A 12594-nucleotide genomic window follows, 5' to 3' on the forward strand; every position below is an offset into this window, starting at 1 on the left:
ACGACCGCCGACCCTCGGCACTGGCGATAACTTCCCCGGCGCGCTTGCCTGACAGGCGCGCCGGGCGTTAGCGTTCCTATTATGTCCGACGACCTTTTCGAGAACGCACCCGCCACCTCCGGCGAGGCTTATGACGGCTCTGCGATCGAGGTTCTCGAAGGCCTCGAACCCGTCCGCCGCCGCCCCGGCATGTATATTGGCGGCACCGACGAACGCGCACTGCACCACCTCGTTGCCGAAGTGCTCGACAACGCGATGGACGAAGCCGTCGCGGGACATGCCAACCGTATCGAGATCTCGCTCGACGTCGGGCCCGATGGCACAGCCGGCACGGTGACGATCAGCGACAACGGCCGCGGCATTCCGGTGGACGAGCATCCGAAATATCCGGGCAAGTCGGCGCTGGAAGTCATCCTCACCACGCTGCATTCGGGCGGCAAGTTCTCGGGCAAGGCCTATGCTACCAGCGGCGGCCTGCATGGCGTCGGCGTCTCGGTCGTCAACGCTTTGTCGATCGAGACGCGGGTCGAGGTTGCACGCAACAAGGAACTGTTCGCGCAGGTCTTCTCCAAGGGTCTGCCGCAGGGCTCTATCGAGAAGATCGGTGCAGCCCCCAACCGGCGCGGCACCACCGTCACTTTCACGCCCGACCCGGAGATATTTGGCGCGCAGAAGTTCAAGCCTGCCCGCCTGTTCCGCCTTGCCCGTTCCAAGGCCTACCTGTTCGCAGGTGTTGAAATCCGCTGGAAATGCGCGCCCGAACTGGCAAGCGAGGACGTTCCGGCAGAGGCGGTATTCCAGTTTCCCGGCGGTCTTGCCGATCACCTGAAGGAACAGGTCGGCAGCCGCGAGTGCGTGACGACCGATTTCTTTGCCGGGTCTCAGGACTTCCCCGCCAACGAACAGGGCCAGCAGATGGGCCGCGTCGAATGGGCCATCGCCTGGCCGCTATGGTCGGACGGGTCTTACAGTTGGTACTGCAATACGATTCCAACTCCCGATGGCGGTATGCACGAACAGGGTCTTCGTGCTGCGCTCACCAAGGGGCTGCGCGCTTTTGCCGAACTGGTGAACCAGAAGAAGGCCAAGGACATCACGCCCGACGACGTGGTGACCGGCAGCGAGGTCATGCTCTCGCTCTTCATCCGCGACCCGCAGTTCCAGTCGCAGACGAAGGATCGCCTGACCTCGCCCGAGGCTGCACGACTTGTCGAGAACGCGATCCGCGATCACTTCGACCACTTCCTCACCGACAACATGGAGCGCGGCAAGGCGCTGCTCGGCGCGGTGATGGAGCGGATGGACGAACGGCTGCGCCGCAAGCAGGAGCGCGAGGTCAAGCGCAAGACCGCAACGAATGCGAAGAAGCTGCGCCTTCCGGGCAAACTCACCGACTGTTCGGGTGAAGGCGATGGCGAGACCGAGCTGTTCATCGTTGAAGGCGACAGCGCAGGCGGCAGCGCCAAGCAGGCGCGTAACCGCAAGACACAGGCGATCCTGCCGATCCGCGGCAAGATCCTGAATGTCGCATCGGCCAGTGCGGACAAAATTCGCGCCAACCAGGAAATCGCGGACCTGACGCTCGCGTTAGGCTGCGGCATTCGCAAGGACTGCGACACGGAAAACCTGCGCTACGACCGAATCATCATCATGACCGACGCGGACGTCGACGGCGCGCATATCGCGACATTGTTGATGACCTTCTTCTTCCGCGAAATGCCTGAAATCGTCCGGCGCGGTCACCTCTTCCTCGCCCAGCCTCCGCTTTACCGCCTGACTGCGGGCAAGGAGAGCCGCTACGCCCGCGACGACGCACACCGCGCCGAACTGGAAGAAACGGTGTTCAAGGGCAAGAAGGTCGAAGTCGCGCGCTTCAAGGGTCTTGGCGAAATGAACCCGCAGCAGCTTCGCGAAACGACGATGAGCGTTGAGAGTCGCAGCCTCATCCGCATCACGCTGCCGCAGGAATTCGAACAGCGCGCCAGCGTCAGCCGCCTTGTCGACGAACTGATGGGTCGCAATCCGGAACACCGGTTCAACTTCATCCAGAACCGCGCCAGCGAGATCGACCGCGATCTGATCGACGCCTGAGCCCGACCTGTCACCTATGCGCCTTGTCTGGTTGCACTGCACAATCTAGCGTGCGGTCAAACAGGAACAAACAAAGCGCAAGGACTGCTATTGGGCATGGATCAGAAATTCACCGGCACGAAGAACTACGTCGCAACCGATGACCTGAAAGTCGCGGTAAACGCGGCGGTCACCTTGCGCCGTCCCCTGCTCGTCAAGGGCGAACCGGGCACCGGCAAGACCGTGCTGGCCCACGAAATTGCCAAGGCGACCGGCGCGCCGCTCATCGAATGGAACGTGAAATCCACGACCAAGGCGCAGCAGGGCCTTTACGAATACGACGCTGTTGCCCGCCTGCGCGACGGCCAGCTTGGCGACGAGCGGGTTCACGACATTTCGAACTACGTCCGCAAGGGCAAGTTGTGGGAAGCTTTCACATCGCCCGAACTGCCCGTCCTGCTGATCGACGAGATTGATAAGGCGGACATCGAGTTTCCGAACGACCTGCTTCAGGAACTCGACCGGATGAGCTTCGACGTCTACGAAACCGGAGAGCGGATCGAGGCCAAGGAGCGCCCGATCGTCGTCATCACGTCAAATAACGAAAAGGAACTGCCCGACGCGTTCCTGCGTCGCTGTTTCTTCCACTACATCAAGTTCCCCGACGCTGACACGATGCGCGAAATCATCGACGTGCACTTCCCCGATATCCAGAAGAACCTCGTCACCAAGGCGATGGAGATCTTCTACGAACTGCGTGAAGTGCCGGGGCTGAAGAAGAAGCCGTCGACCAGCGAACTGCTCGACTGGCTGAAACTGCTCCTGGTCGAGGACATGCCGCTGGACATCCTGCAGGATCGCGATCCGAACAAGGCAATCCCGCCGCTGCATGGCGCGCTGCTGAAGAACGAGCAGGACGTGATGATGTTCGAACGCCTCGCCTTCATGGCGCGGAGGCAGGGCCGGTGAACTTGAAAGGCAAGGTTCTGCTTGCTCTCGCAGCGGCCCTGATTTCGGCTCCAGCATCAGCGGAGCCTCGGCAGATCGGCGTGGAGAACGAAGTCTATACCCACGCCGATACGGGTCTTGTCGCGCCGCCTGCCTTGCTCGATTATAAGCGCAACAGAGTTGTCGATTTTGGCGATGACGAGATAAACCTCTACATCCGGTACTGGTCTGAGACGACGAAGACCGACGTGAGCCTGTACATCTATTCGATGGGTGTCGCGGACGCGAGCATCGAGGCAGATCGCGCGATTCAGGCTATCATGGCGCATGACAGGTATTCGAGCGTCGATGCGGATGGTCAGGTGCTTACACGCTTCGGGACTGATGCGATCGGGCCGGACAGTGGCGTTCGCATTTCGATACCAACGCCGGAAAGCCGATCGACAGCAACCGGTGTCGCGGTCTTCACTACCGATGAGTGGGTCATGAAGACGCGCATGACATCCGAAACTCTTTCGACTGACGAACTGGACCAGGCCTTGGCCCAATTCGTGGCCATGATGTCATTGCACGATCCAAAACGCCGCGCGCCGGTCGCCCAATTGATCGAAAGTTGCGATACGGATGCTGACCTCAAGCCAGCAAAACGGTCCAAGGCCGATGCCACACAATGGTTGATGGTGACCACGCTATGGAAGGCATATCTCGATTCGACCGATGAGGATGATGGTCCGGCCAGCCGTGAATGGTGCCGCGACACGAAAATGAGCGCGCCCCTTCTCGCGTATCAGAACAAATCGGGCGACGAGACGGTTATCGTTTTTGGCGATTCCGGGTTCACCGGTCAGGCACTTCGCATCGAGACCGCCGAACTTCTTGGTGGCGGCAAGAAGTTCTGGCCCATGCTCAGTAACGGACAGATCACTTATTTCTTCGATCCATACCGGTCGCTTCCCAGCCCAGATCAACTCGCTTCTGCCTTGAAGTCCGAAGACCCGAAAGCCAGTTACGCACGCGACGCGGAAGGCAACAGCAATGTCTCTATCCCCGGATCATAAAACCACGTTCTATCCAGCTGTGGATCCGACATGCTTCTGAACTTCCTCGACGAACTGCGCGCCGCGGGTATTTCCGCCAGTCTCAAGGAGCATCTGACGCTTCTCGAGGCGCTCGACCGCGAGGTTATCGAGCAGACGCCCGAGGCGTTCTATTACCTCTCCCGCGCTACTTTCGTGAAAGACGAAGGGCTGCTGGACCGGTTCGACCAGGTGTTCCAGAAAGTCTTCAAGGGCGTCCTCACCGACTATGGACAGGAAGCCGTCGACATTCCCGAGGACTGGCTGAAAGCCGTCGCCGAGAAATTCCTCAGCGCCGAGGAGATGGAGAAGATCAAGTCGCTGGGCGACTGGGACGAGATCATGGAGACGCTGAAAAAGCGGCTCGAGGAACAGCAGGGACGCCACCAGGGCGGGAACAAGTGGATTGGAACGGGCGGGACCAGCCCCTTCGGCAACGGCGGCTACAATCCCGAAGGCGTGCGGATCGGCGGGGAAAGCCGGCACAAGCGCGCGATCAAGGTCTGGGAAAAGCGCGAGTTCGCGAACCTCGACAACACGAAGGAACTGGGCACCCGCAACATCAAGATGGCGCTGCGCCGTCTGCGCCGGTTCGCGCGTGAAGGGGCTGCGGACGAGCTTGACCTTGATGCCACGATCCGCGGCACGGCGCGTCAGGGATTCCTCGACATCCATATGCGGCCCGAGCGGCATAATGCGGTAAAACTGCTGCTTTTCCTCGACGTCGGTGGCTCGATGGACCCTCATATCAAGCTGTGCGAGGAATTGTTCAGCGCGGCCAATGCAGAGTTCAAGAACCTTGAGTTCTTCTACTTCCACAACTGCCTTTACGAAGGCGTCTGGAAGGACAACCGCCGCCGCTGGGCCGAGCGGACGAAGACATGGGACGTGCTTCACAAGTACGGGCACGACTACAAGATCGTCTTCGTCGGCGATGCGACGATGAGTCCTTACGAAATCAGCCACCCCGGAGGCAGCGTGGAGCATATGAACGAGGAAGCCGGACACGTCTGGCTCTCGCGCGTGACCCATACCTACCCCGCCTGCGTATGGCTGAACCCCGAGCCGCAGCGAATCTGGGACTACAGCCAGTCGAACAAAATGGTTCGCCAGCTGATGAACGACCGGATGTATCCGCTGACCTTGGAGGGGCTCGACGATGCCATGCGCGAGTTGAGCCGGAAGCAGGGATGATCGAGCTACCCGAAGGCATCGAACTGGACGATCCGCGTCCCATCGTGGCGGACGCGCCTTACACGTTCTTCATGCCCTTCGAGATCGAATTGGCCGCGCTGAAGCCGCTCGACGGCATCAAAGCCATTTTCCGGCAGACCGTCGGTGAGCCGGGTTTTCCGGCCGAGCGGATGTGGGTGCTGATCGAGAGGATAGAGGACGGCGACGTGATCGGCACGCTCGACAACGAGCCTTCGGGAATGGACCGCATCAAGCTGGGCGACAGGGTCCGCATTCCCCTCACCCACGCGATTTCAACAGCCTTCCACAAGGACAATCCGCGCCCCGCAGCGCCAGAGCGCCGCGAATACTGGGAGCGGTGCTTCGTCGACGACTGCGTCCTCGCGGGCCGCAGCCATGTCGATTACCTCTACCGCGAGGAACCCGACATGACGCGCGAGGGTGACAAGTATCCCGATAGCGGCTGGCGCATCCGGGGTACCGAAGCCGCGGTCGAGGATGACGAGAAGAACGGACGGGAGCCGCACTATATCGCAATCGGCAAAGTGCTGAACGCCGACGACCGCTGGATCGACCTGATCGATGCGCCTTACGACAGCCATTTCGGATGGTGGGAGGACGAAGGACGCTACCTCGAGCTGGAATAGGCACACTGCTGTACCTTCTTGGGGATGGTTGCGGGTCCGATTATATCGGCGGCATGACACGACAACCTGCCCTTTTCATCGGCCACGGTTCACCGATGACCATGATCACCGAAAACGTCGAACGTCGCGGCATGGAGGAGCTTGGCCGCCGCCTTACGAGGCCCGACGCGATCCTTGCCGTGACCGCCCACTGGGAAACACGCGGAGAAACGCGGCTGACTTCGGGCACCGCCCCGCACACGATCCACGACTTTCGGGGTTTTCCGCAAGAGCTCTACGACATGCGCTATGCCGCACCCGGATCGCCCGACCTGGCGCGCCGTGCTGCCGAGCTGATCGGCGACGATGCGGTCCTCGACGAAACGCATGGTTTTGACCACGGCGTCTGGGGCACCCTGATGCCGATGTTCCCCGATGCCTGCATCCCCGTGGTCGCGATGAGCGTGGACATGACCTTGAACGGCGAAGGCCACCGCCAGATCGGTGAACGGCTAGCTCCGCTGCGTGACGAGAACGTGCTGATCGTGGGTAGCGGCAACGTGATTCACAACCTGATGCTCTGGCGCCAGACCGCGGGTACGGAGCCCGACTGGGCCGTCGACTTCCGCAAGCGGACTAATACGGCCCTGCTGGAACGTCGGGACGCGGCGCTCACCGGATTTGCGCCTGACGACAAGGCCGCGCAGGCCGCGATCAACAGCGGGGAACATTACGTGCCCCTGCTCTACCCGCTCGGCACGCGTCAGACGGATGACGACGTTGCTGTCTTCAACGACACGATGGACGGCGCGCTGACGATGACTTCGGTCATCTGGGGCGATGCCGCGCTGGTCGAAGGGCTCTAGTAGAGCAGCAGCGGCGCGATCACTTCGCGCCATTTCTCCTCGTCCGCACCGGCAATCGCGTTCAGATCGCCCGGCAGGCTTCCCGCATCATCAACCCATTCGCGCAAGGCCGGACCGCCGTTGATGACGTCGATAGCGAGCCGGTCGAACTCGTACTCGTAGGGGAAGTCGCGCCAGATCTGATAGTCGGGATAGAGCCGCCGGATCGCCTTGAAGGCCAGCGCCTGAAGCCGCCACGGGCGGAAGGCATGGTGGTCGTAGAAGGCGCCCTCGGCATGGACCATCAGCGCGTTGCAAAGCTGGCCTGCGTGCTTGTGGAACGTCGGTTCGAAATAGCATTCACGGATGGCGCAGCCTTCCAGCCATTCGGGCGCGAACGAATTCATCTCCGCCAGCACCGCTTTCGCATCGACATCGGGCGCGCCGAACAGGACTTCGAGCGGCCGGGTCGTGCCCCTACCCTCGCTCAGCGTCGCGCCCTCGATCATGACGGTGCCGGCATAGGCGCGCGCCATGTTGAGATTGGCGGCGTTCGGGCTCGGGTTGATCCAGATGCGGCTGTCGGGCCAGCCGAAACCGGCGCCCTCAGGCTCCCAGCCTTCCATCCCGATCACGTGGTATCCGACGTCTAGGCCGAAATGTTTGATGAACCAGTGGCCCATTTCACCCAGCGTCAGTCCGTGGCGCATGACCATTGGTCCTGCCCCGACGAAGCTCTCTTGCCCCGGCAAAAGCAATGTGCCTTCGACCGGTCGACCCGCGGGATTGGGACGGTCCAAGACCCAGACTTCCTTGCCCGCCCTCGCCGCTTCTTCCAGCAGGTAGAGCAGCGTGGTGACGAAGGTATAGATCCGGCAGCCGAGGTCCTGAAGGTCGAACAGGAAGACATCGGCCGACGACATCATCTGACCCGACGGACGCCGGACCTCGCCGTAAAGGCTGAACACCGGGATGCCGTAGACGGGATCGGTCTCGTCCTCGGTTTCGACCATGTTGTCCTGCTTGTCGCCCTTGAGCCCGTGTTGCGGGCCGAACGCGGAGGTCACATTCACCCCCGCCGCGATCAGCGCGTCGAGCGAATGGGTCAGGTCCTCGGTGACCGAGGCGGGATGGGCGACGAGAGCGACACGCTTTCCTTCAAGGGGCGCGCGAAGGCTCGCGTCGGCGAGCAGGCGATCGATACCGAACTTCATTTGGCTGCTGCTGCTTCAACCGGCAGTGCAAAGCAAGCCGCATCATGGAAATCAGGGCGATCGGTGGATTGTTCGAGTGCCCAGAACGTCTTGGTATCACCGTTCTCCTCCAGCACCGCGCTCAGTCCCATCGCCTCGAACCCGGCCAGATCCCGCGCGCTCAGCGTCACGTTCACCGCCAGTATGCGATCGCCGGCGCGGGCAGACACCTCGGGCATCGTTGTGGGGTTGAACTCGCTCATCCCCGCTCGGTAGCTTTCGAAATCGTAGATCGCCCAGCGGCCCGACGTGGCAAAGTTGAATTCGCGGTACGATCCGTCCCCGCGCCGCAGAAACAGTTCGAAACAGGTCGTCTGCCAAAGCTCGTCCTGCTTTCCGCGCCCCGTAAACTCGGGCAGGATCAACTCGTCGATACCTTCGATACGGTACCGGGCCATGGCCATGCCGGGTTTGGGAAAGATCACTTCCGCTTCTACGCTGCGGACGCTCACCGGCGGGTGCGCCGGATGGGGGATCAGGGTGTGCATCCGCTCTATCTAGCGCCCGTTTCGATCCAGTGGCAATCACGCATGTAACAGGTGCTTTGCCTTCACCAGCGCCCGTGCTAGGCGCGCGCCACCATGACCGAATTCAGCTCTTCCCTGCTCCGCCTCCTTAGCGAGCGCGGCTACATCCACCAGGTTACCGACGCGGGCGCTCTCGATGCGCTGGCCGGCAAGCAGGTCGTTCCCGGTTACGCCGGTTTCGACGCGACCGCTTCCTCGCTCCATGTCGGCCATCTCGTGCAGATCATGCTGCTGCGCCGGCTTCAGCAGGCCGGACACAAGCCGATCGTCGTCATGGGCGGCGGCACGACCAAAGTCGGTGATCCGTCGGGCAAAGACGAGAGCCGCAAGATGCTGACTAACGAGGCGATCGAGGAAAACATTGCCGCGATCCGCCCGGTGTTCATGCGGATGCTCGATTTCGGTGACGGCCCAACCGATGCGGTCATGGTCAATAACGATGAATGGCTCTCGACGCTTGGCTACATCGAACTGCTGCGCGATGTCGGTGCACACTTCACGATCAACCGGATGCTGACGTTCGATTCGGTAAAGCTGCGCCTCGATCGTGAACAGCCGCTGACCTTCCTCGAATTCAATTACATGATACTGCAGGCCTACGATTTCCGCACTCTGGCGCAGACTTACGGCTGCCGCCTGCAGATGGGCGGATCGGATCAGTGGGGCAATATCGTTAACGGCATCGAGCTTGGCCGCCGCATGGACGCGGCCGAGCTTTTCGGCGTCACCACCCCGCTGCTCACCACCGCAAGCGGCGCCAAGATGGGCAAGACCGCTGCCGGCGCCGTCTGGCTGAACGAGGACCTGCTGCCGCATTACGATTTCTGGCAGTACTGGCGCAATTGTGACGATGCCGACGTTGGCCGTTTCCTGCGTCTGTTCACCGATGTCTCGCTGGAGGAAATTGCGAAACTCGAAGCGCTCGAAGGCGCGGCGATCAACGACGCGAAGATCCGTCTTGCCAACGAAGTTACCGCGATGGTCCGCGGCCCCGAAGCGGCGCAGGCTGCCGAGGCTACGGCGCGAGAAACGTTCGCAGGTGGCGGCCTTGGCGCCGACCTTCCGACGCTCGACCTTCCGGCTGGCGGTCTGTCTGTGATGGCAGCGCTGACCGAGCTCGGCTTTACAAAGTCCAATGGCGAGGCAAAGCGCAAGGTCGGCGAAGGCGCGGTGAAGCTGGACGACGCAGCGATCACCGATCCGGGCGCGACGATCACGCTGGACGCGGGCGCCACGGCCAAGCTCAGCCTCGGCAAGAAGAAGCACGCGATCCTGAAAGGCTGATCCGGCAGCGGTTGGAGGGTACCCGAAACCCTGCAAAACATTGCCGCCATTTACCTTTTGTTCGCCATTGCCGGTTACTCTTTGCGGATCGGACGCAATTGGAGTGACGCGGGTGATCGGTGGTGCGCAGCTTTCGGTAACGGACCTTCGTCAGGCAGCTCGCCATCCCGTCGATTATCCGGTCCTTGCCGAACATCGCCGCATCGGCGACATCCACATGCACATCACGAACATTTCGGCCAATGGCTTCATGGTGGAAAGCGACGTGGCCATCGGACGGGGCGAGCGCGTTATGCTCCGCCTGCCCGAAATCGGCCGCATCGAAGCACACGTGATCTGGGTGTCTGAAGGGCGCGCCGGTTTCCAGTTCGAGCGCATCCTGCGCCCCGACGCCTTTGGCTCGATGGTCGACCAGATGCAGCCGCGCGCCAGACCCAAGCCACGTCTGCGCAAAGCCAAGTAATGCGATCCAGCCCCCCTTGCGACTTGTAAATGCAAGCCGCAGTCCGCACATCGCGGTGCAATGACAGAACAACCATTGCAGAATATCGCGTTGCTTATCGACGCGGACAACACCACGCCTGCCGGGATCGATCCCGTGCTGACCGCTCTGGCGGAGCTAGGGCAGGTCAACATCCGGCGCGCCTACGGAAACTGGGCCAAGCCTAACCTTGCCAAATGGGCGCAGATCACCAACGAATACGGCATCCGCCCGCAACAGCAGTTCGACCTAACCAAGGGCAAGAATGCCACCGACATGGCAATGACGATCGATGCGATCGACCTGCTTTACCAAGGTAAGGTCGACGGCTTCGGCATCATGAGCAGCGACAGCGACTTCACCCCGCTGGTGTCGCGCCTGCGTCAGGACGGCCTGGTTGTCTATGGCTTCGGCTGGAAGAACAAGGCGCCGCAGGCGTTGCAGACAGCCTGCACCCGTTTCATCGACATCGACGCCCTGATCCGCGACGACAGCGATGATGGCACCAGGAACGGCGCCAAGGCGCAGGGCGAACCGGTAGACGAGGCTCTCGTCACCCTGCTCGGCAAGGCATGGCGCGCGGCGAACCGGTCCGAGGACGGATATGCACGACTTGGCGAAGTCGGACAGATCGCAGGCAACCGGTCGAACTTCGACGTGCGCAATTACGGCTTCAAGCGGCTGATCGACATGATGGAATCTCTTCCCAATTTCGAAGTGCAGCGCCGCGACGGTCAGGCTTGGGTCAAGCGCCTGCGCTAACCCCCTCGCCTAGCGCGGACAAAGAAAAAGGGCGGCCCCGCAAGGCCGCCCTTTTCTGTGTTTCTGGCGGTGACGCGCCAATCAGCTGGCGCTCTTGCTGTTCACGTAGGAGATCCACATCTTGGCAAGGGTAGAACGGTTGCCCGTGGTGATCTGCTCGAACGTCGCCTTGGCTTCGGCATACTTGCCCTGGTCAGCCTGCGCGATGCCGAGACCGGTCAGCGCGGCGGCCTTGTCCGTCACGCCCATCGAGATCGCCTTGGTGTACAGTGCTTCGGCCTGAGCACCCTTGCCGTAACCGAGGTAGACGTCGGCGATGGCCATTGCTTCGCTCGCACCCTGCGGGTTCTTGGAATCGGCGTCGATCTCCTTGAGCGTCTGAGCCATGCGGCTATTGGCAACCTTCAGCTCTTCGCTGACGATGGCCGACGAACCGTCGAGCACGCCGTCGGCGATGCCCATGTCGATGATCGACTTGACTTCAGCCGGGCGGCGACGGGCATCAGCGCCCTGCAGATATGCCATGTACTGCTGGCGAACGGTCATGCCGTCGTTACGAGCCATCAGGCGCAGCAGGTCGAGTTCTTCTTCCTTGGTGAAGGGCGAAAGTGCCGACAGGACCTTGTAGGCTTCACCGCGATATTCCGCGCGCGGCGAAGAATCGAGGACGTGCATCGCCCACTTGAAAGCCTGGTCGTTGAGACCATTGTTCGCAGCGATCGCAAGACCGCGGAACGGAACCGAATCGTCAACCTTCTGACCGGCGGCGCGCGTTGCGGCCATCGCCTTCTCGATCATGGTGAGACCCTGCTGAAACTGACCTTCGCCGACATACGTCTCGGCAATCAGCGACGGGATCTGCGGGTCGTTCGGCATCAGGGCCTGCGCCTTTTCAAGGTACGAACGCGCAGTTGCATAATCCTTGGCGTTGTAGCCAAGCTGACCTGCGGCAAGATAGATCTTCCCGACGCTTTCTTCCGGCAGCTTGCCACTGTCGGCCATCATCTTCACACCCTGGTACTGCAGGGCCTGATCGCCGGTCTTGGCACCGACGTTATAGATCAGCTGGCCACCGGCGAGCATTTCGTCGGGCGACTTGATCGTCGCGGTAAGGCCCGGCAGTTCGGCAGCAACGGCGGTGTCACCCGCATCGACCTTCGTCGAAATAGGCTGATAGACCGCGATGAACTCCTTCGAGTACTGGCCGCTGGCACCCTTCTTCTTCTGCGCAGCTTCAGCAGGCGCAGCGACGGCAATCATACCCGTGGCACCGATTGCCAGTGCCATGGCCATCGCAACACGCGAAATCGAACGCTTCATGAAATACTCCTCAACCATCCAGATGCGCCGTCGGCGGCCAATCAACCGCCGGGGCGCGTGAATTCCCGTTCCGTGCGGGCCATGCCGATTTTTGCCCCTATTGGCAACCGGACAGGACCTTGCACAATTGACATTGTAACTAGGGGATCACCGCTGAACGCGGATTGAATGGCGCGTTTGCCCATGTGCAGCATCGCCCTGTTACGAC

At 61.4% G+C, this 12594-nt stretch carries 12 protein-coding genes; 9 read left to right on the forward strand and 3 right to left on the reverse strand.

Going from position 1 to position 12594, the window contains the following annotated elements; genetic code table 11:
• The first annotated feature begins 81 nt into the window (after window positions 1-81).
• The 6 genes from parE (at window position 82) to ygiD (ending at window position 6780) form a co-directional block, all read left to right on the forward strand.
• The gene (parE, locus tag A9D15_RS03695) at window positions 82-2091 is read left to right on the forward strand and encodes a DNA topoisomerase IV subunit B (RefSeq protein WP_066761887.1); all 2010 of its coding nucleotides are present in this window, start codon (window positions 82-84) and stop codon (window positions 2089-2091) included.
• Window positions 2092-2187: 96 nt separating this feature from the next.
• A complete protein-coding gene (locus tag A9D15_RS03700; RefSeq protein WP_066761889.1) occupies window positions 2188-3039 on the forward strand; it encodes an AAA family ATPase in 852 nt (283 codons plus the stop codon).
• Complete coding sequence (locus A9D15_RS03705) at window positions 3036-4076, forward strand: hypothetical protein (RefSeq protein ID WP_156521633.1); 1041 nt, start codon at window positions 3036-3038, stop codon at window positions 4074-4076. Before A9D15_RS03700 ends, A9D15_RS03705 begins: the two co-directional genes overlap by 4 nt.
• Before the next feature lie 30 nt (window positions 4077-4106).
• The gene (locus A9D15_RS03710) at window positions 4107-5288 is read left to right on the forward strand and encodes a vWA domain-containing protein (RefSeq protein ID WP_066761893.1); all 1182 of its coding nucleotides are present in this window, start codon (window positions 4107-4109) and stop codon (window positions 5286-5288) included.
• On the forward strand, window positions 5285-5935 hold the full coding sequence (locus A9D15_RS03715; RefSeq protein ID WP_066761895.1) for an immunity protein Imm33 domain-containing protein: 651 nt from the start codon (window positions 5285-5287) through the stop codon (window positions 5933-5935). Before A9D15_RS03710 ends, A9D15_RS03715 begins: the two co-directional genes overlap by 4 nt.
• A gap of 53 nt (window positions 5936-5988) precedes the next feature.
• Window positions 5989-6780: a 4,5-DOPA-extradiol-dioxygenase gene (ygiD, locus tag A9D15_RS03720; RefSeq protein WP_066761897.1), complete on the forward strand. Its 792-nt coding sequence runs from the start codon at window positions 5989-5991 to the stop codon at window positions 6778-6780.
• On the opposite strand, the gene A9D15_RS03725 is transcribed toward ygiD, so the two are convergent.
• Both A9D15_RS03725 and A9D15_RS03730 read right to left on the reverse strand, forming a co-directional pair.
• On the reverse strand, window positions 6777-7973 hold the full coding sequence (locus A9D15_RS03725) for an exo-beta-N-acetylmuramidase NamZ family protein (RefSeq protein ID WP_066761899.1): 1197 nt from the start codon (window positions 7971-7973) through the stop codon (window positions 6777-6779). The genes ygiD and A9D15_RS03725 overlap by 4 nt on opposite strands.
• Window positions 7970-8500, reverse strand: coding sequence for a DOMON-like domain-containing protein (locus A9D15_RS03730; protein ID WP_066761900.1), 531 nt, complete (start codon window positions 8498-8500; stop codon window positions 7970-7972). The genes A9D15_RS03725 and A9D15_RS03730 overlap by 4 nt, the downstream gene beginning before the upstream one ends.
• A gap of 93 nt (window positions 8501-8593) precedes the next feature.
• Here A9D15_RS03730 and tyrS point away from each other — a divergent pair, with 93 nt between their 5' ends.
• The 3 genes from tyrS to A9D15_RS03745 all read left to right on the forward strand — a co-directional run bounded on the left by tyrS (window position 8594) and on the right by A9D15_RS03745 (window position 11066).
• On the forward strand, window positions 8594-9823 hold the full coding sequence (gene tyrS, locus A9D15_RS03735) for a tyrosine--tRNA ligase (RefSeq protein WP_066761901.1): 1230 nt from the start codon (window positions 8594-8596) through the stop codon (window positions 9821-9823).
• Window positions 9824-9935: 112 nt separating this feature from the next.
• Window positions 9936-10286 (forward strand): PilZ domain-containing protein, encoded by a 351-nt coding sequence (locus tag A9D15_RS03740; protein ID WP_066762161.1) that lies wholly within the window; start codon window positions 9936-9938, stop codon window positions 10284-10286.
• 60 nt (window positions 10287-10346) lie between these two features.
• Window positions 10347-11066, forward strand: a complete 720-nt coding sequence (locus tag A9D15_RS03745; protein ID WP_066761906.1) for an NYN domain-containing protein — start codon at window positions 10347-10349, stop codon at window positions 11064-11066.
• Between the two features lie 81 nt (window positions 11067-11147).
• Here A9D15_RS03745 and A9D15_RS03750 read toward each other — a convergent pair whose 3' ends face one another.
• A complete protein-coding gene (locus tag A9D15_RS03750) occupies window positions 11148-12386 on the reverse strand; it encodes a tetratricopeptide repeat protein (protein WP_156521634.1) in 1239 nt (412 codons plus the stop codon).
• Between the last annotated feature and the right edge of the window lie 208 nt (window positions 12387-12594).

Source organism: Croceicoccus pelagius (assembly GCF_001661915.1).
Classification (GTDB): domain Bacteria; phylum Pseudomonadota; class Alphaproteobacteria; order Sphingomonadales; family Sphingomonadaceae; genus Croceicoccus; species Croceicoccus pelagius.

Coding starts and splice junctions, on each gene's coding strand:
- parE (WP_066761887.1), top strand. CDS start 82: ATGTCCGACGACCTTTTCGAGAACGCACCCGCCACCTCCGGCGAGGCT.
- A9D15_RS03700 (WP_066761889.1), top strand. CDS start 2,188: ATGGATCAGAAATTCACCGGCACGAAGAACTACGTCGCAACCGATGAC.
- A9D15_RS03710 (WP_066761893.1), top strand. CDS start 4,107: ATGCTTCTGAACTTCCTCGACGAACTGCGCGCCGCGGGTATTTCCGCC.
- A9D15_RS03715 (WP_066761895.1), top strand. CDS start 5,285: ATGATCGAGCTACCCGAAGGCATCGAACTGGACGATCCGCGTCCCATC.
- ygiD (WP_066761897.1), top strand. CDS start 5,989: ATGACACGACAACCTGCCCTTTTCATCGGCCACGGTTCACCGATGACC.
- A9D15_RS03725 (WP_066761899.1), bottom strand. CDS start 7,973: ATGAAGTTCGGTATCGATCGCCTGCTCGCCGACGCGAGCCTTCGCGCG.
- A9D15_RS03730 (WP_066761900.1), bottom strand. CDS start 8,500: ATGCACACCCTGATCCCCCATCCGGCGCACCCGCCGGTGAGCGTCCGC.
- tyrS (WP_066761901.1), top strand. CDS start 8,594: ATGACCGAATTCAGCTCTTCCCTGCTCCGCCTCCTTAGCGAGCGCGGC.
- A9D15_RS03745 (WP_066761906.1), top strand. CDS start 10,347: ATGACAGAACAACCATTGCAGAATATCGCGTTGCTTATCGACGCGGAC.
- A9D15_RS03750 (WP_156521634.1), bottom strand. CDS start 12,386: ATGAAGCGTTCGATTTCGCGTGTTGCGATGGCCATGGCACTGGCAATC.